Genomic DNA, 21449 nt, shown 5'->3' with positions numbered 1-21449 from the left:
GCGACTCACTTTAGCGTAAGTTCAAACAACGGAGTTTCCCATGATTATCCCGTCCCCCAAAACCGCCCGCATCATCGACAACCTCGTTCGTGCGTTTCAGCATTGCATCGACATGCAGCGCCGGGTCGACCAGTTCCATTGACCCTATCCCGCCGGGGCTGTCCCGAGGACGGCCCCGGACCCCAGGCTATCGGAAGGCCGGGCACGTGATTGGCCTGATCCCTCGCAGGGTCCGAAAAACACCGCTCAGTCCAGTTGAACCACACCTCTATTGCCAGAGCGGCAAAGATCTTGTTTCCATCCGGTAAGTCCAGATTGTAGCCCTCATAAGTCCAACATAGAATGGTCTGATGGGCATCCCGGTCGAAACCTTCTTTCTGAAACAGGGCGTGCAGGGCACGTTGCAGGCGCGTATCCAGCAGATGATCGCCGAAGGCATCCTGTCGGGGCGTTTTCACGTGGGCGAGAAACTCCCCTCGTCGCGACGCCTGGCTGCTCATCTGGGCGTAAGCCGGATAACGGTGACCCTCGCCTATACCGAGCTTCTCGCCAACGATTACCTGACGTCCCGCGGACGCTCGGGTTATTTCGTGTCGGAAAACGCCCCCATCCCGCCCAGCTACACGCCGGCCCAGCGCGATCAGGAAACGGTGGACTGGTCCCGCGCCATCGCGCGCAAGTTCACCGGCGGCGACACGTTGCAGAAACCGGCGGACTGGCGCAGCTATCGCTACCCTTTCATCTACGGCCAGGCTGATCCCACCCTGTTCGATCACGCCAACTGGCGGCTCTGCGCCGTGCGCGCGCTGGGGCAAAAGGATTTCGCCTCGCTCACCGCCGATTACGTCGACCAGGACGATCCGCTGCTGATCGAATTCATCGCACGGCACACGCTGCCCCGGCGCGGCATCTCGGCCCGGCCCGAGGAAATCCTGATCACGCTTGGCGCCCAGAACGCTCTCTGGCTGGCGGCGCGGGTGCTGCTGAACCGTCGGCGCAAGGCAGCGATCGAGGACCCGTGCTACTACGCCCTGCGGGAATTGCTGATCCAGTCGCGCTGTAGCCTGGTGCCGCTCCGGGTCGATCTCGATGGTCTGCCGCCCGAGGCTATTCCCGACGACACGGACGTGATCTTCACCACCCCCAGCCACCAGAGCCCGACCACCGCGACTATGCCGATTGCGCGCCGCCACGCCCTGCTGGAACGCGCGCGCGAGATCGACGCCACCATCGTGGAGGACGATTACGAATTCGAACTGGCCTTTCTGGGTGCGCCCTCTCCGGCGCTCAAATCCTTCGACCAGGACGGGCGGGTGATCTACGTGGGCAGTTTCTCCAAATCGCTGTTTCCCGGTCTGCGGCTCGGCTACATGGTCGGGTCCGAGCCGTTCATACGCGAGGCGCGTGCCCTGCGCTCGTTGGTGCTGCGCCACCCGCCCGGCCATATCCAGCGCACCGCCGCCTATTTCCTGTCGCTGGGTCACTACGACGCCCAGATCCGCCGCATGTCCTCGGTCCTGCTGCAACGGCGTCAGGAAATCGAGCGCGCCATCGCCCGACACGGCCTGACCATCGCCGGGCGCGGCGCCTATGGCGGTTCCTCCCTGTGGATGAAAGCGCCGACGGGCGTCGATTGCGGCGCGCTGGCCATGTCCCTGCGCAGCGAAAGCGTGCATATCGAACCGGGCACCACCTTCTTCTCCGGCAGCGACCGGCCGACCAATTACTACCGCCTTGGCTATTCCTCGATCCCGACGGATCGCATTGCGCCGGGCATCGAACGCATCGCCCGCGCAATCGAGCGGCACGCCGACTGAAACTGGCGCTAAGTGGGTTTCCTTTCTGGCCCTAACGCTGGCCTTCCCCTTGCGCCTAAACCTGACTCCAATTCGCCTGCGTCCGGAATGGCGCTGGCCAGTGATCAATCGCATGGAGTGCGTTCTCATGAAAATGACGACCGAGGAAGCTTTCGTCAAAACCCTTCAGATGCATGGCATCCAGCATGCCTTCGGCATCATCGGCTCGGCCATGATGCCGATCTCGGACATCTTCCCGGCCGCCGGCATAACCTTCTGGGATTGTGCGCATGAAGGCTCGGGCGGGTTCATGGCCGATGGCTACACCCGCGCCACCGGCAAGATGTCGATGATGATCGCCCAGAACGGCCCCGGCATCACCAATTTTGTGACCGCCGTGAAAACCGCCTACTGGAACCACACCCCGCTTTTGCTGGTCACTCCGCAGGCCGCCAACAAGACCATCGGCCAAGGCGGTTTCCAGGAAGTCGAGCAGATGAAACTGTTCGAGGACATGGTCGCCTACCAGGAAGAGGTGCGCGACCCCAGCCGCGTGGCCGAGGTTCTGAACCGCGTGATCATGAACGCCAGGCGCGCCAGCGCCCCGGCCCAGATCAATATCCCGCGCGACATGTGGACCCAGGTGATCGACATTGAACTGCCCGCGATCGTCGAATTCGAACGCCCCTCGGGCGGTGAACAGGCCGTAGCGCAGGCGGCCGACCTGCTGTCGAATGCAAAGAACCCGGTGATTCTGAATGGCGCCGGCGTGGTTCTGTCGCGCGGCGGCATCGCGGCCTCCAAGGCGCTGGCCGAACGGCTCGATGCGCCGGTCTGCGTGGGCTACCAGCACAACGACGCCTTCCCCGGCTCGCACCCGCTGTTTGCCGGGCCACTCGGCTACAATGGCTCCAAGGCCGCGATGGAACTGATCAAGGACGCTGATGTCGTGCTCTGCCTCGGAACCCGTCTGAACCCGTTCTCGACCCTGCCGGGCTATGGCATGGAATACTGGCCGACCGAGGCCAGGATCATCCAGGTGGATATCAACCCCGACCGTATCGGCCTGACCAAGCGGGTCACCGTGGGTATCGTGGGCGACGCCGCCAAGGTGGCGACCGGTATCCTGAACCAACTCTCGGACAGTGCCGGCGACGAAGGCCGCGCCGCCCGCAAGGCCAGGATCGCCGAAACCAAGTCGCGCTGGGCGCAGCAACTGACCGAGATGACCCACGAGGATGACGATCCGGGCACCACCTGGAACCAACGCGCCCGCGCCGCCAAGCCCGAGTGGATGAGCCCGCGCATGGCATGGCGCGCCATCCAGAGCGCGCTGCCGAAAGAGGCGATCATCTCCTCCGACATCGGCAACAACTGCGCCATCGGCAATGCCTATCCCTCGTTCGAGGAAGGCCGCAAATACCTCGCGCCCGGCCTCTTCGGGCCCTGCGGCTATGGCCTGCCGTCGATTGTCGGCGCCAAGATCGGCTGCCCGGACGTGCCCGTCGTGGGCTTTGCCGGGGATGGCGCCTTTGGCATCGCGGTGAACGAGTTGACGGCGATCGGCCGCGGCGAATGGCCCGCGATCACCCAGGTGGTGTTCCGCAACTACCAGTGGGGCGCGGAAAAGCGCAACTCGACCCTCTGGTTCGATGACAATTTCGTCGGCACCGAACTGGACGAGCAGGTCAGCTATGCCGGCATCGCCCGCGCCTGCGGGTTGCAAGGCGTCGTCGCCCGCACCATGGACGAACTGACCACCGCACTGGCCAAAGCCATCGAGGACCAGATGAAACATGGGCGTACCACCCTGATCGAGGCCATGATCAACCAAGAACTCGGCGAGCCTTTCCGCCGCGACGCAATGAAGAAACCCGTCCGCGTGGCCGGCATCGACAAGGCCGACATGCGCGAGCAGCAGGTCTGATCGACATGGGCGAACCCGGCGCCAAAGACATGATTCTCGTCCTCAACGCCGGGTCTTCGTCGATCAAGTTCGCGGTTTTCGGTCCCGACCTCGCGGAACGCCTGTCCGGTATCGCCGCCGGCATCGGCGGCGTGTCTTTCCTGCAGGTCGGCACGCAAAAGACCGAATTGCCGCTGATCGACCACCGCGCCGCCCTTTCTGCCGTGCTCAAGGCGCTTGAAACCGCAGGCGTGCAGGTCTCGGATCTGCGCGCCGCCGCCCATCGCGTCGTGCATGGCGGCCGCAAGCTGACCGCGCCCGTGCGCATCACGCCCGAGGTCCGGGCCGAGATCGCCGCCTGCTCGCCACTCGCCCCCTTGCACAACCCGCACAATCTCGCCGCCATCGACACGCTGGCCGAACTGGCGCCGGACCTGCCGCAATTCGCCAGTTTTGACACCTCGTTCCACTCCACCAACCCCGAGGTCGCGACCCGCTATGCGATCCCCCGGATGATCGAGACCAAGGGCATCCGCCGCTACGGGTTCCACGGTCTCAGCTATGCCTCGCTGGTGCGCCGCCTGCCCGAGATTTCGGGAGAGCCGCTGCCCGCCCGCCTTCTTGCCTTCCACCTCGGCAACGGCGCCTCGCTTTGCGCCATCCGCAATGGGCATTCGATCGCCACCACCATGGGCTATTCCCCGCTCGACGGGCTGACAATGGGCACTCGTTCGGGCGGCATCGACGCCAACGCCGTCCTAAGGCTGGTCGAAGATCACGGGCTGGAGCGCACCAAGGCGATCCTGAACCACGAAAGCGGGCTCTTGGGGCTGTCGGGCGGCAAGTCCGACATGCGCCGCCTGATGCTGGACCACACCGCCGACAGCGACTTTGCCATCGAGCATTTCTGTTACTGGACGCTGCGCCACGCCGGCAGCCTGATCGCCGCGATGGAGGGGCTCGACGCCATCGCCTTTACCGGCGGCATCGGCGAAAACGCCATCGGCGTGCGCGCCCGCATCCTGCGCGGCCTCGAATGGCTGGGCGCCCGCATGGACCCTGACGCCAACCACGCGGGCAAGCCGCGTCTGCACACCGACAACTCCCGCGTCGCGATCTGGATCGTCCCCGCGGAAGAAGAGCGGATGATCGCCCGCGATGCCCGGACCCAGCTGGAGGCCGAATGACCCCGGACTATCCCAGCGCCAGCGTCACCGAAGTCGCCGCCACGATATCTTCGACCGTGGCCCCCCGGCTCAGGTCGCAGACCGGTTTGCGGAACCCTTGCAGGATCGGCCCCAGCGCCTGCGCCCCGGCCAGTTCCTGGCACAGCTTGTACGCGATGTTGCCGGCATCGAGATCGGGAAACACCAGCACGTTGGCATCGCCCGCGCCCAGCCCCTTCCTTGCGGCGATGGCGGGGTTCAGCGCCGCATCCGCCTGCACCGGCCCGAGGAACCCGGTCGCCTCTGCCGCTGCCCGCACCCGCTCGACACTGTCTCCCGCACCCGAGGTGCCGGTCGAGAATGACAGCAGCGCCACCCGCGCCGATCCCAGGAGCGCCTGCGCCGTGACCGCCGAGGCGCGCGCAATCGCCGCCAGCGCCCCGGCATCCGGGGCCACGTTCACCGCGCAATCGGCAAAGATCAGTTCGCGCCCGTCCGGGAACTGCATCAGAAAGAAGGACGAGGGCACCGAAACCCCCTCGGCCAGCCCGATCGCGATGGATGCCGCCTCGATCACCCGTTTGGTGGGGCTGTCGGCACCCGCCACCATCGCCTCGGCCTCGCCGCAGGCCACCATCGCGGCGGCCAGGTACAGCGGCTTGCCCAGCATCCGCCGCGCCACCGCCTCCTTCACGCCGCGTGCCTCGACCAGCGCCGCGACATGGGACTGGGACGGAGTGCCCAATCCCACAGGCGTGCACAGGCCCTGCCGGGCCAGTTCCGCCGTGGCCGCGGCCACGCGCGGATCGTCCATTTCCGGAAACACCACCCGCGCCTCGCGGGTCCGGGCTGTTTCCAGCGCGCGGTCCAGTGCCGTCATCTTCCCCTCCAGTCCAATCCCCGAAAGGAGACAGCTATGAAAGACGAGGTCAAGATCAACCGTGGCCTGGTGGGCGTCTATTTCGAACGCTCCGGCGTCAGCCATATCGACGGGCCCAGGGGCGAGCTCAGCTATCGTGGTTATTCGATCCACGATCTCGCCACCCGCTCCAGTTTCGAGGAGGTGGCCTATTTGCTGATCCATGGCGAGCTTCCCACGGCCGCTGAACTCTCCACCTTCGACGCCCGGCTGAAATCCGCCCGCACCCTGCCGCCGCCCTTGTTCGACATCATTCGCGCGACCAAAGACGGACACCCGATGGACGTGCTGCGCACCGCCGTTTCGGCGCTGGCCGCCCTCGAACCCGCCAGCCGCGAGGTCAGCGAGGACGCCTTTGTCGAGAACGGCATTCGCCTGACCAGCCAGATCCCGATGATCATCGCCGCGCACGAGGCGATCCGCAATGGCCGCGATCCGGTGGCGCCCGACGATACCCTGTCGCACGCCGCCAACTGGCTCTGGATGCTGAAGGGCGAGAAACCCTCGGCCGATGCCGCCCGGTTGGCCGATGTCGATTTCATCCTGCATGCCGAACACGGCTCCAACGCCTCCAGCTTTGCCGCCCGCGTCACGGTGGGGACCGAGGCCAACCTGCACGGCGCCATCGTCACCGCGCTCTCGACCCTCGCAGGCCCCGCCCATGGCGGCGCCGCCGAGGATGTGATGAAGATGGTGCACGAGATCGGTAGCCCTGAGAACGCCGCCGACTATGTCAGGGCCAAGCGCAAGATGCGCGAACCGGTCACCGGTTTTGGCCACCGCGTCTATCGCACCGAGGATCCCCGCGCCCGCCACATGCGCGAGGGCGTGCGTAAGCTGGGCGAGGAGATGGGCGCGCCGGAATGGTATGCCATCCTGCAAGGCGTGGTCGAGGCGATGCAGCCCTATGCCCGGCACGGGCTGAACGTGAACGTCGATTTCTACTCGGGCGTGATCTACCAGCTGCACGGCATCCCGATGGACTTCTACGTGCCGATCTTTGCCATCGGCCGGGTGCCGGGCTGGATCGTGCAATGCATCGAACAGCTGCGGCGCAACATCCTGATCCGTCCGCTCACGCTCTACGACGGTCCAGCACCGCGCGCTTACGTGCCGATGGACCAGAGATAGAATTACCGCAAGCGGCACGAAACGGATGACATTGTCCCGACTGATCCGCAAAACGCAGAAAATGGTTCACAAAAAACAACCTTCCGCATTACCGTTGCGGAAAACGGGGAACAGGGAATGACCTTTCAGCAGCCGCAGATCGACACCTCGCCGCCTGTGTCCGACGAGGTGCGCAAGACGACGTGCTACATGTGCGCCTGCCGCTGCGGCATCAACGTGCACATGAAGGGCGGCAAGGTCGCCTATATCGAAGGCAACCGCGACCATCCGGTGAACAAGGGCGTGCTCTGCGCCAAGGGGTCGGCCGGCATCATGCAGGTCAACGCGCCCTCGCGCCTGCGCGCGCCGCTGAAACGCGTCGGCCCGCGCGGTTCGGGCGAGTTCCAGGAGATCAGCTGGGACGAGGCGCTAGAGATCGCCACAAGCTGGCTGAAACCGATCCGCGAGAGCGACCCGTCGAAACTGGCCTTCTTCACCGGGCGCGATCAGTCGCAAAGCTTCACCAGCTTCTGGGCACAGAATTTCGGCACCCCGAACTATGCCGCGCATGGCGGCTTCTGCTCGGTCAACATGGCGGCGGCAGGCATCTACACGATGGGCGGCGCCTTCTGGGAATTCGGGCAACCCGATTGGGATCACACCAAGCTGTTCATTCTCTTCGGCGTGGCCGAGGATCATGACAGCAACCCGATCAAGATGGGCATAGGCAAGATCAAGGCGCGCGGCGCGCGGGTGGTCGGGGTCAACCCGATCCGCTCGGGCTATAACGCGGTGGCCGACGACTGGTTCGGGATCACGCCCGGCACCGACGGGCTGCTGATCCTGTCGCTGGTCCACGTGCTGATGAAGGCGGGCAAGGTCGACCTCGACTATCTCGCGCGCTACACCAACGCGCCCTGTCTGGTGATCGAGAACCCGGGTGGCGACGACCACGGCCTTCTCTTGCGTGATGCAGACGGCAAGGTGCTGGTGATCGACCGCGCGACCGGCGAACTGGCCCCCTTCGACCGCCCCGGCGTGCGCCCGGACCTGACCGGAACCCATGTACAAAACGGCCAAACCTGCCACACGGTGATGTACAAAATGGTCAATCGCTACCTGTCCGAGGAGTACGCACCCGAGGCCGTGGCCGACCGCTGCGGCATCCCCGCCCCGCGCATCCGCGCGCTGGCCGCCGAAATCGCCCGCGTCGCCTTTGACGAAGCCTTCGAGATCGACCAGGAATGGACCGATTTCCGGGGCGAGAAGCACCACAAGATGTTGGGGAGACCTGTCTCTTTCCACTCCATGCGTGGTATTTCGGCCCACGCCAACGGCTTCCAGACCTGCCGCGCCCTGCACCTGTTGCAGATCCTTCTGGGCACGGTCGAGGTGCCCGGCGGCTTCCGCTTCAAACCGCCCTATCCCAAGCCGGTCGAGGCGCACCCCAAACCCCATTGCAAGGCAACACCGGGCGCCCCGCTCGATGGCCCGCACCTTGGCTTCGTGCGCGGTCCCGAGGATCTGGCGCTCAAACCTGATGGCAGCCCGGCGCGGATCGACAAGGCGTTCACCTGGGAAAATCCCATGTCTTCCCATGGGCTTATGCATATGGTGATCTCAAACGCCCATGCCGGGGACCCCTACAGGATCGACACGCTGTTCCTGTACATGGCGAACATGTCGTGGAACTCGACCATGAACACGCGCGGCGTGATCGACATGCTGACGGACAAGGACGAGAGCGGCGAATACGTCATCCCGAGGATCATCTACTCGGATGCCTATTCTTCGGAAATGGTCGCCTATGCCGACCTGATCCTGCCCGACACCACCTATCTGGAACGGCATGACTGCATCTCGCTTCTGGACCGTCCGATTTGCGAGGCGGACGGCGCGGCGGACGCGATTCGCTGGCCGGTGATCGCGCCCGATCGTGACGTGCGCGGCTTCCAGACGGTGCTGATCCAGCTGGCCAACCTGTTGAAACTGCCCGGTTTCACGGATGAAAACGGTCAGGCCAGATATACTGACTACGCCGATTACATCGTGAACCACCAGCGCAAACCCGGCATCGGCCCGCTGGCCGGATTCCGGGGGGAGGCGGGCGACAAGGCCGGCCGCGGCGAGGTCAATCCGGATCAGTTGAACCGCTACATCGAAAACGGCGGCTTCTTTGTCGAACACGTGCCGGATGCGGCACGCTACTACAAGCCATGGAATGCGGCCTATCAGGATTGGGCCGTCGGCATGGGTTTGTACGACAGTCCGCAACCCTATCTGTTCCAGCTCTATTCCGAGCCGATGCGTCGGTTCCAGTTGGCCGCCGAGGGCCACGGCGACCGCCAGCCGCCGGACCGGTTGCGAAGCCGGATCAGGGAACAACTCGACCCGCTGCCGATCTGGTACGAAACGGACCAGCAGGGGAACCAGGGCTTCACCATCAACGCCCTGACCCAGCGACCCATGGCGATGTACCACAGTTGGGGCACCCAGAACGCCTGGTTGCGGCAGCTGCACGGGCGAAACCCGTTATACGTCCCGACGAAAATCATGCGCGAACAAGGGCTTGAGGATGGCGATTGGGCGCGTGTCACCTCACCCCATGGCGAGATCGTGGTACCGGTGATGGAGATGGCAGCGCTCAATGACAACACCGTCTGGACCTGGAATGCGATCGGCAAGCGCAAGGGCGCCTGGGCGCTGGAAACGGATGTACCCGAGGCCACCAGGGGCTTTCTGCTGAACCATCTGATCCACGAATTGCTGCCGCCCAGGGGCGACGGGCTGCGCTGGGCCAATTCCGACCCGGTGACCGGTCAGGCAGCCTGGTTCGATCTGAAGGTCCGGATCGAGAAAGCGGCGGACCCAGAAGGCCGGAGCGAAAGCCAGCCCGCCTTTCCGCCGATCAAGTCGCCGGTCGGCACTGGGCCGGGCCAGCTCAAATGGAAGGTTGGCCGATGAAGAGATTGGGTTTCCAACTGGATCACCGCCAAGAAAATTCGCCGAATTTTCTTGGTCGCGCACAACTCCGGCAGAGTGTCACATGACCGACCTTCCCGAAAAGACAGACCGCAAGATGGGGCTGGTGATCGACCTCGATACCTGCGTCGGCTGCCATGCCTGCGTGATTTCCTGCAAGGGCTGGAACACCGAGAACTACGGCGCACCGCTCAGCGACCAGAACCCCTATGGGGCCGATCCGTCGGGCACCTTCCTGAACAGGGTCCATTCCTACGAGGTGCAGCCGGAACAGGGTGCGGCACAGCTGATCCATTTCCCAAAGTCCTGTCTGCATTGCGAGGACGCGCCCTGTGTCACCGTCTGCCCGACCGGGGCCAGCTACAAGCGGGTCGAGGACGGGATCGTTCTGGTGAATGAGAGCGATTGCATCGGTTGCGGCCTTTGCGCATGGTCCTGCCCCTATGGCGCGCGTGAACTGGATCTGGCCGAGGGGGTGATGAAGAAATGCACCCTCTGCGTCGATCGGATCTATAACGACAACCTGCCCGAGGTGGACCGTGTCCCCTCCTGTGTGCGCACCTGCCCTGCGGGCGCGCGTCATTTCGGCGATCTGGGTGATCCGGGCAGCGCGGTGTCGAAGCTGGTGGCTGAACGTGGGGGCATGGACCTGATGCCGGAAATGGGCACCAAGCCCGTGAACAAGTACCTTCCCCCCCGGCCAAAGGACCGGATCGACGATCAGATCGACATCCTGGCGCCCTTGCTGGCGCCGGTCGCCGAAGAGCCCAAGGGGTTCATCGCCTGGCTCGACAAGGCCCTGGAGAAACTCTGATGCATCCTGCTCCTTCCGTCATCATCTTTACCACCTTGTCGGGGCTGGGATTTGGTCTGCTGGTCTTTCTTGGTCTTGGCGTGCCGGACGTTTCGGGCTGGGTGGCTTTTGTCTTCTTTGCAATAGCCTACGGGTTGGCGGTCGGTGGGCTTCTGGCGTCGACCTTCCACCTCGGACACCCCGAGCGCGCCTGGAAGGCGTTCAGCCAGTGGCGCACAAGCTGGCTGAGCCGCGAGGGCTGTACCGCCGTTGCGGCGCTGCTCGTCATGGGGCTTTATGCAATCGGCCCGGTGTTCCTTGGGCAGCGCTGGGGTCTTCTGGGCTGGCTGGGCGCGGCGCTGTCGCTGGGTACGGTGTTCACGACATCGATGATCTACGCCCAACTCAGGAGTATCCCCCGCTGGAACACCTGGCTGACGCCAGTGCTGTTCCTGTCGCTGAGCCTGGCCGGCGGGGCCTTGTTGTCCGGCCAGATTTCCCTGGCGCTGGTGCTGTTGACCCTTGCTGCGCTTGTGCAATTGGCATGGTGGAAGATCACGGATGGTGCGTTGGCGCGTTCCGGAACCGATCTGGGAACGGCGACCGGACTGGGGACCCGAGGTGCCGTGCGTGCCTTCGAGCCGCCTCACACCGGCAGCAATTACCTGCTGCGGGAATTCGTGCATGTGGTGGGCCGCAAACATGCGCAAAAACTCCGGCTGATCGCATTCGGACTGGCCTTTGCAGTGCCTCTTGCGCTGCTGCTGTTGCCATTCAGCCATGTCTTTGCATTGTTGGCCGTCTTGTCCCATGTGGCGGGCGTTGTGGCCTCACGCTGGCTGTTCTTTGCCCAGGCGGAACATGTCGTGGGGCTCTATTACGGCAAGCGGTAGCGCGCGCGGACAGGCCGCGCCAAACGAGTATTTATAACCAGAAAGAAGCAGGCACGGCGCCAGGAAGAGGGCGCCGGCCCGGTGTCGGGCGGGTTACAGGATACCCGCGTGTTTCATCGCCGCATCGATGGCGGCCTTGGTGCTGTCTTCCAGCCCTGTCAGGGGCGAGCGGACTTCCTCGCTGCACAGGCCGAGTCTGGACAGCGCGTATTTGGCGCCGACAAGACCGGGTTCGATGAAGATCGCCTCGTGCAGGGGCATAAGCCGGTCCTGGTATTCGAGCGCCTTGGCGTAGTCACCGGCCAAGGTGGCCTGCTGGAACTCGGCGCAGAGCCGGGGCGCCACGTTGGCCGTAACCGAGATGCAGCCCACGCCGCCATGTGCATTGAAGCCCAGTGCGGTGGCATCCTCGCCCGACAGCTGGATGAAATCGGGTCCACAGGCGGCGCGTTGCTGGCTGACGCGGGCGAGGTCGCCGGTCGCATCCTTGACGCCGATGATGCGCGGCAGCCTGGCGAGCGCGCCCATGGTCGCTGGTTTCATGTCGACGACCGAGCGGCCGGGGATGTTGTAGATGATGATCGGGATTTCGGCGCAATCGTGCAGCGCCGTGAAATGGGCGAGCAGGCCGCGCGCGGTCGGCTTGTTGTAGTAAGGGGTCACCACGAGGGCGGCATCGGCGCCGATCTTCTCGGCGAACTGGACGAAGCGGATGGCTTCGATCGTGTTGTTGGAGCCCGCGCCGGCGATTACCGGCACCCGGCCGGCGGCGGCCTTGACCACTTCGGCCACGACGGTTTCGTGTTCTTCGTGCGTCAAAGTCGGGCTTTCACCGGTGGTTCCGACGGGTACGAGACCGGTCGATCCTTCGCCAATTTGCCACTCGACCAGACGTTTGAGCGTGTCCAGGTCCAGCTCGCCGTTGCGGAACGGGGTGACGAGTGCAGGCATCGAGCCTTTGAACATGGAAGATGCTCCCTAGATTGCATGGCAAACGGGCAATTGCCCGCTGGTTCCCCGCGCGGGCAGGAATGTGATTTGATCCCGTTCGCGCAAGGTTTAACGTGAAAGGCTCTAGCCTTGGTTCGACAGGAAATGCAAGGGATGACCCGCCTTCCAGCCGCTCTGACGGCCATGATTTTCTGGTGTTTCGCATTCGTCACCCCGGTTTGGGCCGATGCGGCCGCGAATCTGCGCCTCGCGTTGCGGGAGATGCGCGACGACAACTGGACCGAGGCGCTGAGCATCGCGGGCGAGCGAGGTTCGGTTGCGCGGGACATAATCGTCTGGCACTGGCTGCGGCGGAGTTACGGCACGGACGGCGATGCCCTTGTGTTTGCCGAGAGGCGTGCGGACTGGCCCGGCATGGATTATCTGCGCAAGCAGGCCGAGCCGCAGTTCACCAATGCGGACCCGGATCGGGTGCTGCAATTTTATCGGGCCATGCCGCCGCAAAGCGCCGAAGGGGTTCTGAATCATGCCGTGGCGCTGATCTCCAAGGGACAGCGCGGAGATGCCGAGGCGGAACTGGTCAAGGCCTGGCGGACCCTTCCCATGGGTGCCGGGCTACAGAAGGATTTCATCGAAAACTTCGGCAAGTTGTTGAAACCGCATCACGAGGCGCGGCTCGACCGGATGTTGTGGGACGGTTACACGATCAGCGCCCGGCAGATGCTGTCGCTGGTGGACGAGGATCAACGCAAGCTGGCGGCGGCCCGTATCGCGCTCAAGGACATGGAGCCGGGAGTGGATTCACTGATTGCGGCCGTTCCGGCGGCATTGGCCGATGCGCCGGGGCTGGCGCATGACCGGTTTGTCTGGCGCGACCGAAAGGAACTCGACGACAGCGCCATAGAATTGATGCTTGAACGCTCGGTCAGTGCCGAGTCGTTGGGAGAGCCGGACAAATGGGGCAATGCCCGCGCCCGGCTGGCCCGGTTGCTGATGCGTCAGGAAGAGAACGAACGCGCCTACAAGGTGGCGGCGCTGCACTTCATGACGCCTGAGATGGGGTATACCTATGCCGAACTGGAATGGATTGCCGGGTATATCGCGCTGGCCAAGCTGAATGACCCATCTGCTGCGGTGATTCATTTCCAGAGGTTCGATGCGGCGGTGAATTCACCGATATCAAAGGGGCGGTCGGGGTATTGGCTAGGCCGAGCCCATGCGGCTTTGGGCGATGCGGAAAAGGCGCACGCCGCCTATTCGATCGGGGCCGAGAACCAGACCTCGTTCTACGGGCTTCTGGCCGCCGAGCGGATCGGGCGGCCCTTCGATCCGATACTCAGGACGCCGCCGAAAAACCCGCCATGGCGCGACGCGCCCTTCATGCAGTCCAGCGTGCTGGAAGCAGGGTTGCTGCTGCTGCGCGCGGGAGAACTGGATCTGGCGGAGCGCTTTCTGACGCATCTTGCCGAGAGCCTGGACGAGGGGCAGGCATCGCAACTGGCCGACATGGCGCTGGAAATGGGTCAACCGCATCTGGCGCTGATGATCGCCAAGCGCAAGGCACAGGAGGGGGTTGTGCTGGCGGGCGCCTATTACCCGCTGCACCCGGTTGCCGACCTGGAGTTGCCGATGGCGCCCGAAATGGTGCTGGCCATCGCCCGCCGCGAAAGCGAGTTCGACCCGGTGGTGATCAGCGGCGCAGGGGCGCGCGGGCTTATGCAGGTGATGCCGGCAACCGCGGAACTGGTGGCAGACGGACTTGGCATTCTGGGTGGACACTCCACCGACAATCTTACGCAGGACTGGAAATACAATGCCAAGCTCGGGGCCAATTACCTGGCCGGTCTTGCCGGCTCATTCGATGGCAATGTGGTGATGATGGCCGCAGGCTACAACGCGGGGCCCAATCGCCCCATCAGCTGGATGGAGCGGTTCGGCGACCCGCGCACCGGCAATCCGGATGTCGTCGACTGGATCGAGCATATCCCGTTCGAGGAGACCCGGAACTACATCATGCGGGTGACCGAAAGTCTGCCGGTCTACCGGGCGCGTTTGGGGCAGGAGCCGCTGCCGATCCCCTTCTCAGCCGAGCTTGCCGGCGCGACGTTGCGCGCGTTCGCGCCATAGGGTGAACAGCCCTGCGGCGACGATCAGCGTGGCGCCGACGATAACGGCGGTGCGCAGATTCTCGCCAAAGATCGTGATGCCCAGGATCGAGGTCCACATCAGGTGGAAATAGGCAAAGGGCTGCACCGCGCTCGCCTCGGCCATCTCGTAGCACTTGATCAGCAGCCAGTGACCCAGAGCGCCGGTCACGCAAAGGACCGCCATCCAGCGCCAGTCGGCCATGGTCATTGGTTCCCAGAACCACAGACCGACCGCCGTCATCGCGACCGCGCCGACCGTGCCGGTCCAGAAGAAACTTGTGGCGGTGCTGTCCTGCCGTGCCACGTAGCGGGTCAAAAGCGCGTAGAGCGCGAACATGAAGGCCGAGATCAGCGGTACGATGGCCCAGGGGTTGAACACGCCCACGCCGGGCTGAAGGATGATCAGCACGCCCACCAGGCCGATGCTGATGGCGCTCCATCTTCTCCAGCCGACCTTTTCGCCCAGAACCGGCCCGGACAGGGCCGCGACCAGCAGCGGGTAGCAGATGAAGACTGCATTGCTCTCGATCAGGCCAAGCACGGTAAAGCCGAAAACGGCGACGCAGATTTCGCCGGCCAGCAGCAGGCCGCGAAAGATCTGCATGCCGGGTTGCGAAGTCCGCACCGCCGCACGCAAGCCGCCGCGCGACCGGGCTGCCAGGGTGATGACAAAGGCCGCGAAGAACCAATAGCGGATCATCACCACCATGTAGGTGTTGTAGCTCGATGCCAGATGCCGCGAGATGCCGTCCTGCAAGGAAAAGACAATGGTCGACGCCAGCATCAGCGCAATGCCGGCCGGAATGTTGTTCTGTTGCACCCGCGTCGTCGCCATAGTCATGCCTTCAGACCTTGTGTCATGTGCCGTTTTCGCCCGTAGCCCGGGGTGCGGGTTACCGAGAAGCCGGCGGCCGCCAGTCCTCGGCGAACGAATCCCGCTGCTGTATATGTCGCAACCGTGCCACCGGGTGCTGTGTGGTTTGCGACATGGTTCAGCAATTCCTGTTCCCAGAGTTCCGGATTCCTGGCCGGGGAAAACCCGTCCAGAAACCAGGCGTCGGCAAGGCCGTCCCAGGCGGGCAGAGTCTGGCGGGCGTCGCCTTCGATCACGCTCAGGTGCAGGGTGCCAAGGTCGCAGGTGCCGCCTTGCCAAATATCCAGGAACCGCTCTGCCCATGGCGCGAGCTCGGGAAAGACCGAAAGCGCCCGTGCCTGATCGGCGAGGGCCATGGGGAAGGCTTCGAAACTGGTGAAGCGCAAGGGGTCGGTTCGCCCGGCACCTTCCCATTCGGCCCAGACGGTCAGCATGTTGAGCCCGGTCCCGAAGCCCAGTTCCGCGATATGAAAGCCGGAGGCGAAACGGGCGGGCAGGTCGTTACCGGCGAGAAATACATGACGTGTTTCCGCCAGACCGTTCTGAAGCGAGAAATAGGGGTCGTTGAAACGCTCCGACACCGGCACCCGGTCATCGGTCCAGCTCAGTTTCGCGTGCTGGTCAACCATGCGAATATCCCCTACGAAATCGGCGCGACACTGGCGAAGGATACGGGCAATGGCAATGGCCGAAGTGACGATACGCGGCGCGGGGATATTCGGCCTGTCCATTGCCTGGACCTGCGTCCTGCGCGGTGCGCGGGTGCAGGTGGTGGACCCGTTCGGGCCGGGTTCGGGGTCCTCGGGCGGGCTGGTCGGCGCTCTGGCCCCGCATGTGCCGGAGAACTGGAACGCCAAGAAGGCATTCCAGTTTGACAGCCTGATCATGGCCGAAGCGTTCTGGGCCGGGGTCGAAGCGGCGGGCGGTGTATCTCCGGGCTATGCCCGCACCGGGCGCATCCAGCCGTTGACGGATGACCGCTCGGTGGAACTGGCGCGGGCGCGGGCGGAAAACGCCAGCACGCTGTGGCAAGGGCGGGCGGAATGGCGGGTTCGTCCGGTTGGGGAAATGGGCGGCTGGTGCCCGCCGTCGCCCACCGGGCTGGTCGTGCATGACACGCTCAGCGCCCGGATGCATCCGCGCCGTGCCTGTGCCGCGCTGGTTTCTGCGCTTGCCGTGCGGGGGGTAGAGGTCGTCGCGGATGCACCTGACCGTGGCCAGGTGGTGCATGCCACTGGGGTTGCCGGGCTTGAGGAACTGAACCGTGTAACCGGGCGGACTCTTGGAAGCGGGATCAAGGGGCAAGCCGCGCTCTTGCGGTTCGATGCAGGCCGCGCGGCACCGCAGCTGTTTGTCGATGCGGTGCATATCGTACCCCATGCTGACGGCACGCTTGCTGTGGGTTCGACTTCGGAACGCGAATATGACGATCCGCGCAGCACTGACGCCGCTCTGGACGAGGTATTGGACCGTGCGGTGCAGGCCGTGCCGGTCCTGCACGGGGCCGAGGTGATCGAGCGCTGGGCGGGTGTGCGGCCGCGCAGCCGCTCGCGTGCGCCGATGCTGGGGCAACATCCGCTCCATCCCGGTCAGTTCATCGCCAATGGCGGGTTCAAGATCGGTTTCGGCATGGCGCCCAAGGTGGCGCAAGTCATGGCCGACCTGCTGCTTGACCGGCGCGATGGCATCCCCGAGGATTTCCGCCCGGAGGCGTCGCTGTGACCGCCGAAATCCCGCGTCGGATCGAGCCGCACAGTGCCGAAATCGGCACCATACTGTCGCTCATCCAAACCAGCTTCGCCTATATGGACGGGCGGATCGACCCGCCATCCTCGATGCTCCGGTTGACCAAGACTGCGATATCGGAACAGGCCGCACGGGGTGAGGTCTGGGTTCTGGGCGATCCGGTGGTGGCGGTGATGTTCCTGACCGTGAAGCCGGGGCGGCTTTACCTTGGCAAGCTGGCGGTGAAGGCGGCCTGCCGTGGGAAGGGTCTTGCGCGACGGCTGGTAAACTGCGCCGAAGCGCGTGCCCTTGCCTTGGGTTTGCCGGTGCTGGAACTGGAAACGCGTGTCGAACTGGTCGAGAACCACGCCGCTTTTGCCCGTATGGGGTTCGTCAAGACCGGTGAAAAGGCACATTCCGGATATGACCGGTCGACCTCCATCACCATGCAGAAACGACTATCCTGACTGAGGGCCAAAGAATTTTCGACGAAAATTCTTGGCGCTTCGCGTGCCACCACCTGCGCTCAACCATCCTCGAACGGGTCCCATTCTTCCTCGACCTCGGGCAGGGCCTCGCTGACCACTTTCGCGGCCTTCTGCTCGGGTGTTTCGATATGGGTGATCCGGGCTTTGGGAAACTGGGCCAGAACGGCCTGCACCAGCGGGTGTTCGCGTGCCTGTTCCTCCAGAGCGTAGCGTTCGGCATTGCGGATTTCGTCGATGGTCTTGCCGCCGCCCCTGGCCACCACAGTGACGGCCCAGCGGTTGCCGGTCCAGCGTTGCAGGGCGCTTCCCAACCGCTGAGCCAGGTCGGATGGCGCGCGTTCGGTCGGCTGGAATTCGATCCGGCCCGGCTGATAGCTGACCAGACGCAGATCCATTTCGACATCCGCCAAAAGCTTGCCATCGCGGTTGGTCCGGATCAGTTCGACGACATGGTCGAAGCTCGGATAGCGGGCCAGAACGGCTTGCGCCTCCTGCGCCAATGCGGCGACCGGCCCGCCATTCCCGCCGCGCGGAGCGCTTGCAGTGGCATAGGCCATCTGCGCCCCGCTGCCCGCAAGGGGCGCGCTGGCCGCCGGTGCCGGCTTTGCCCCGCCGCCCGGGTTCGGCGGAGGCGGCGCATCCTGCAACCGCTTGATCAATTCCTCGGGGCTGGGCAGGTCGGCGACATGGGTCAGCCGGATCACCGCCATCTCGGCGGCCATCATCGCATTCGGGGCTGCGGCCACTTCTTCCAGCGCTTTCAACAACATCTGCCACATGCGCGAGAGTACCCGCATCGGCAGGTCGTCTGCCATCTGCCGTCCGCGTGCGCGTTCGTCGGGCGAAACGGTCGGGTCTTCGGCTGCATCGGGCGTGATCTTGACCACCGAGACCCAATGGGTGATCTCGGCCAGGTCGCGCAGCACCGCCATCGGGTCGGCACCTTCGGCATATTGCGCGCCCAACTCGGTCAGGGCCGCGCCCGCATCGCCGCGCAGGATCATGTCCATCAGGTCCAGCACCCGGCCGCGATCGGCCAGGCCCAGCATCGCGCGCACCTGCTCGGCGCTGGTTTCGCCCGCGCCATGGCTGATCGCCTGATCCAAGAGCGAGGTCGCATCCCGCGCCGAACCCTCGGCGGCGCGCACGATCAGCGCCAGCGCATCCTCGGCGATCCGGGCCCCCTCTGCATCGGCGATCCGACGCATCAGCGCGATCATGTCTTCGGGCTCGATCCGGCGCAGGTCGAACCGCTGGCAGCGACTGAGCACGGTCACCGGCACCTTGCGGATCTCGGTGGTGGCAAAGATGAATTTCACATGCGCGGGCGGTTCTTCCAGCGTTTTCAAGAGCGCGTTGAACGCGTTTGTCGACAGCATGTGAACTTCGTCGATGATGTAGATCTTGTAGCGTGCGCTGGCGGCGCGATAGCGGACGCTGTCTATGATCTCGCGGATGTCGTTCACGCCGGTGCGGCTGGCGGCGTCCATTTCCATCACGTCGACATGGCGGCCTTCCATGATGGCGACGCAGTGCTCGCACTTGCCGCAGGGGTCCGTCGTCGGCCCGCCCGTTCCATCCGGACCGATACAGTTCATTCCCTTGGCGATGATCCGCGCCGTGGTTGTCTTTCCGGTCCCCCGGATACCGGTCATTATGAACGCTTGCGCGATCCGGTCGGCGGCAAAGGCATTCTTCAGCGTCCGTACCATTGCATCCTGACCCACCAGGTCGGCAAAGGTCTCGGGTCGGTACTTGCGGGCCAGTACCTGGTAAGGCGTGGAGGCAGTGTCGGTCATTGGCGCTCTGTCTGAATCGGGTCAGCGGCAGGGTAGTGGCCCCGGGTCCGCACGTCCACCTCGCCAGATCACACCAGTCAGTGAAATTTTCTTTCGTGGCGGACAAGGCGAGGTTAGACATGTCGAAGGCAGCGGGATGCTGTCGGCAGGGAAAAAGGACGGGGCATGTCTGACCTCGTGATCTATGCGTTGCAGGTCGGCGGCGGTACGCTTGCCATTTGCCAGCTGCCGGGGCGGTCCGGCGACTATGCCGGCGATGTCGACCTGATCGGATCCTGGGCGCCGGGGCTGGTGATCTCGATGTCCACGGAAATCGAGATGATGCAGCATGGTGCGCGCAATTTCGGTGCAGACATCCAGGCGCGTGCCTGCCGTTGGGCGCATCTTCCGGTCGAGGATTTCGGCACGCCGGGTCGGGAGACCGAGGCGAAATGGACCGCGGTCAGTGCCTCGGCCCGCCACGCGCTGCATGGTGGTGGGCGGGTGCTGATCCATTGCCTTGGCGGCTGCGGCAGGTCCGGAATGGCGGCGCTGCGCCTTATGATCGAGACCGGAGAGACTCCCGAAGCCGCGCTGAAGCATCTGCGCGCGGTTCGCCCATGTGCGGTGGAAACGGATGAACAGCTTGCCTGGGCCAAGGCCGGGCGAAAAACCGGTTGACTCGTTCCGCTGGTCACATCGGCGCTGCCTCTGGTTGCCGATGCCAATTCGGGGTGCGCACCGCTTCGGCAAAAGCGCAGGCCGATGTATGCCCGTCCGCCGTCAAGACCTGTCCCTGCGGGTCCATCAGCGCGTCGGCCATCCGGTTCAACCAGGATGTTTCTGCCGTTTCGGTAACGCCGCAGAACACGCGGATGCGGCGGTGCGAGGCGGCATAGAGCGCCCGGCAGCCACCAGGACAGGTCGGCAGGGAGAACTCGCCTTCGATCTCGAAATCCTGTCCTGTCGTGGCTTCTGCCTTGTTCATGGCATGGGCCAGATTCTGAGCCATTGCCGCAAGCGCCGAGCATGGTTTGCCGGTGCGCTGGCACAGGGTGGCGGAAAAATTATGTGTATCGGTCGTCCAGATCATTGCGCCCTCCGCGCAGGGGGCAGGGGCGATCGAGAGAGACGGCCAGACAAGGCGCGAATGTCTCTTCCGGACACCCCGCCCGGGTTCGAGTTACGTCTTCGATGGCAGGTCTCCTGACTCGCGGGTCGCTGCTTTGCCGACCTTCCCGGCCTGATGGCCAGTGGTGTTTCGGCTTCGCTCTCCGCCTACAGTTGCGGGGGCAGTCACGGCATTGGCCTTGTGTTTCCACAAGATCGCACCGCGTTCCCTTTTCATCCCGAGTCGAAAATCGGCACGGGAACCATCGCCCCAGCGGTAACCGGACCCGGATGTGGCTGTCAACTGGCATCCGGAGGCACCTGTGGAGGGTTTTCCGGGAGAGTGACCAAGTGCCCCCGACTAAACGGCGGTCAGGGCGCGTATCTGCAATCTTGAACAGGCCACAGGGGCCGATATTCTCGGCCGCGCAGGTGGTTCGCTCCGCCTGACCAAGCGCGGGAGGCTCAGGGGGCAGGTTGATTCCAGTCAGCCCGGTCCTGCCGATGATCGGGGCCAGCTCGTTCGGAATGCTGATCCGAACGCACCGTTTGCTGCGAATGTGCCGGACGTCTTTCCTGCCTGTCTCGAAACCCTGATTTGTAGCAGAAATTGAAGCAAGATTTGTTGCATACGCCCATGAAAACCGAGGGGTTCGTGTGCTTTCTGCCGACTGGGAGGGGGTGGGGTGAGAGGCTGGACATCGACCCAAGCGGGACTCGTTGTGGCTGCTTCCTTCCGGACCTGACCAAGTTGGCGAGGCGCTCGCCCGCGCCAACCTCTCGACCGCTCATATAGGTGCAGAGGCGTGCA

Annotated in this window: 17 protein-coding genes, 1 other RNA gene and 1 riboswitch; of the genes, 11 read left to right on the top strand and 7 right to left on the bottom strand. The window is 64.3% G+C overall.

Annotated features, from left to right (window positions below; translation table 11 throughout):
• Positions 1-350: 350 nt before the first annotated feature.
• The 3 genes from pdxR to BLT75_RS17510 all read left to right on the top strand — a co-directional run bounded on the left by pdxR (position 351) and on the right by BLT75_RS17510 (position 4889).
• Positions 351-1817, top strand: a complete 1467-nt coding sequence (gene pdxR / locus BLT75_RS17520) for a MocR-like pyridoxine biosynthesis transcription factor PdxR (protein WP_093034785.1) — start codon at positions 351-353, stop codon at positions 1815-1817.
• Between the two features lie 127 nt (positions 1818-1944).
• The gene (gene xsc, locus BLT75_RS17515; RefSeq protein WP_093034781.1) at positions 1945-3723 is read left to right on the top strand and encodes a sulfoacetaldehyde acetyltransferase; all 1779 of its coding nucleotides are present in this window, start codon (positions 1945-1947) and stop codon (positions 3721-3723) included.
• A 5-nt stretch (positions 3724-3728) separates the two neighbouring features.
• A complete protein-coding gene (locus BLT75_RS17510) occupies positions 3729-4889 on the top strand; it encodes an acetate/propionate family kinase (RefSeq protein WP_093034778.1) in 1161 nt (386 codons plus the stop codon).
• A gap of 7 nt (positions 4890-4896) precedes the next feature.
• On the opposite strand, the gene BLT75_RS17505 is transcribed toward BLT75_RS17510, so the two are convergent.
• Positions 4897-5748: a phosphate acyltransferase gene (locus tag BLT75_RS17505; RefSeq protein ID WP_093034775.1), complete on the bottom strand. Its 852-nt coding sequence runs from the start codon at positions 5746-5748 to the stop codon at positions 4897-4899.
• Between the two features lie 36 nt (positions 5749-5784).
• On the opposite strand from BLT75_RS17505, the gene BLT75_RS17500 reads away from it, so the two are divergent.
• The 4 genes from BLT75_RS17500 to BLT75_RS17485 all read left to right on the top strand — a co-directional run bounded on the left by BLT75_RS17500 (position 5785) and on the right by BLT75_RS17485 (position 11565).
• The gene (locus BLT75_RS17500; RefSeq protein ID WP_093034773.1) at positions 5785-6918 is read left to right on the top strand and encodes a citrate/2-methylcitrate synthase; all 1134 of its coding nucleotides are present in this window, start codon (positions 5785-5787) and stop codon (positions 6916-6918) included.
• Positions 6919-7035: 117 nt separating this feature from the next.
• Entirely contained in the window at positions 7036-9861 is a 2826-nt protein-coding gene (locus BLT75_RS17495) for a molybdopterin oxidoreductase family protein (protein ID WP_093034770.1), read from the top strand.
• A gap of 82 nt (positions 9862-9943) precedes the next feature.
• Positions 9944-10693, top strand: coding sequence for a 4Fe-4S dicluster domain-containing protein (locus BLT75_RS17490; protein WP_093034767.1), 750 nt, complete (start codon positions 9944-9946; stop codon positions 10691-10693).
• The gene (locus tag BLT75_RS17485) at positions 10693-11565 is read left to right on the top strand and encodes a dimethyl sulfoxide reductase anchor subunit family protein (RefSeq protein WP_093034764.1); all 873 of its coding nucleotides are present in this window, start codon (positions 10693-10695) and stop codon (positions 11563-11565) included. Before BLT75_RS17490 ends, BLT75_RS17485 begins: the two co-directional genes overlap by 1 nt.
• A 93-nt stretch (positions 11566-11658) precedes the next feature.
• On the opposite strand, the gene dapA is transcribed toward BLT75_RS17485, so the two are convergent.
• Entirely contained in the window at positions 11659-12531 is an 873-nt protein-coding gene (gene dapA / locus BLT75_RS17480) for a 4-hydroxy-tetrahydrodipicolinate synthase (RefSeq protein ID WP_093034761.1), read from the bottom strand.
• A 129-nt stretch (positions 12532-12660) separates the two neighbouring features.
• On the opposite strand from dapA, the gene BLT75_RS17475 reads away from it, so the two are divergent.
• On the top strand, positions 12661-14643 hold the full coding sequence (locus BLT75_RS17475; RefSeq protein WP_425441147.1) for a lytic transglycosylase domain-containing protein: 1983 nt from the start codon (positions 12661-12663) through the stop codon (positions 14641-14643).
• Here the strand turns inward: BLT75_RS17475 and BLT75_RS17470 are convergent.
• Positions 14599-15504, bottom strand: coding sequence for a DMT family transporter (locus tag BLT75_RS17470; protein ID WP_093034755.1), 906 nt, complete (start codon positions 15502-15504; stop codon positions 14599-14601). The genes BLT75_RS17475 and BLT75_RS17470 overlap by 45 nt on opposite strands.
• The gene (mnmC2, locus tag BLT75_RS17465) at positions 15501-16166 is read right to left on the bottom strand and encodes a tRNA (5-methylaminomethyl-2-thiouridine)(34)-methyltransferase MnmC2 (RefSeq protein WP_093034752.1); all 666 of its coding nucleotides are present in this window, start codon (positions 16164-16166) and stop codon (positions 15501-15503) included. Before mnmC2 ends, BLT75_RS17470 begins: the two co-directional genes overlap by 4 nt.
• 49 nt (positions 16167-16215) lie before the next feature.
• Between mnmC2 and BLT75_RS17460 the strand changes: the two genes are divergently transcribed.
• Together BLT75_RS17460 and BLT75_RS17455 are read left to right on the top strand one after the other, a co-directional pair.
• Entirely contained in the window at positions 16216-17259 is a 1044-nt protein-coding gene (locus BLT75_RS17460; protein ID WP_093034749.1) for an NAD(P)/FAD-dependent oxidoreductase, read from the top strand.
• Complete coding sequence (locus BLT75_RS17455) at positions 17256-17729, top strand: GNAT family N-acetyltransferase (protein ID WP_425441146.1); 474 nt, start codon at positions 17256-17258, stop codon at positions 17727-17729. The genes BLT75_RS17460 and BLT75_RS17455 overlap by 4 nt, the downstream gene beginning before the upstream one ends.
• 59 nt (positions 17730-17788) lie before the next feature.
• On the opposite strand, the gene BLT75_RS17450 is transcribed toward BLT75_RS17455, so the two are convergent.
• On the bottom strand, positions 17789-19549 hold the full coding sequence (locus tag BLT75_RS17450) for a DNA polymerase III subunit gamma/tau (protein WP_093034746.1): 1761 nt from the start codon (positions 19547-19549) through the stop codon (positions 17789-17791).
• A gap of 165 nt (positions 19550-19714) precedes the next feature.
• On the opposite strand from BLT75_RS17450, the gene BLT75_RS17445 reads away from it, so the two are divergent.
• Positions 19715-20209 carry a protein-tyrosine phosphatase family protein gene (locus BLT75_RS17445; protein ID WP_093034743.1) on the top strand — a complete coding sequence of 165 codons (495 nt, stop codon included), beginning with the start codon at positions 19715-19717 and terminating at the stop codon, positions 20207-20209.
• Positions 20210-20222: 13 nt separating this feature from the next.
• Here BLT75_RS17445 and BLT75_RS17440 read toward each other — a convergent pair whose 3' ends face one another.
• Both BLT75_RS17440 and ffs read right to left on the bottom strand, forming a co-directional pair.
• Positions 20223-20621, bottom strand: coding sequence for a hypothetical protein (locus tag BLT75_RS17440; RefSeq protein WP_093034740.1), 399 nt, complete (start codon positions 20619-20621; stop codon positions 20223-20225).
• A gap of 86 nt (positions 20622-20707) precedes the next feature.
• Positions 20708-20921: riboswitch (cobalamin riboswitch) on the bottom strand.
• A 401-nt stretch (positions 20922-21322) separates the two neighbouring features.
• Positions 21323-21421, bottom strand: an RNA gene (gene ffs / locus BLT75_RS17435) — signal recognition particle sRNA small type.
• Between the last annotated feature and the right edge of the window lie 28 nt (positions 21422-21449).

Source organism: Ruegeria marina (assembly GCF_900101475.1).
In the GTDB taxonomy this organism is placed as follows: domain Bacteria; phylum Pseudomonadota; class Alphaproteobacteria; order Rhodobacterales; family Rhodobacteraceae; genus Ruegeria_B; species Ruegeria_B marina.
Note: the sequence above shows the minus strand (reverse complement) of the source record. Positions and strands in the feature narration are given on the sequence as shown.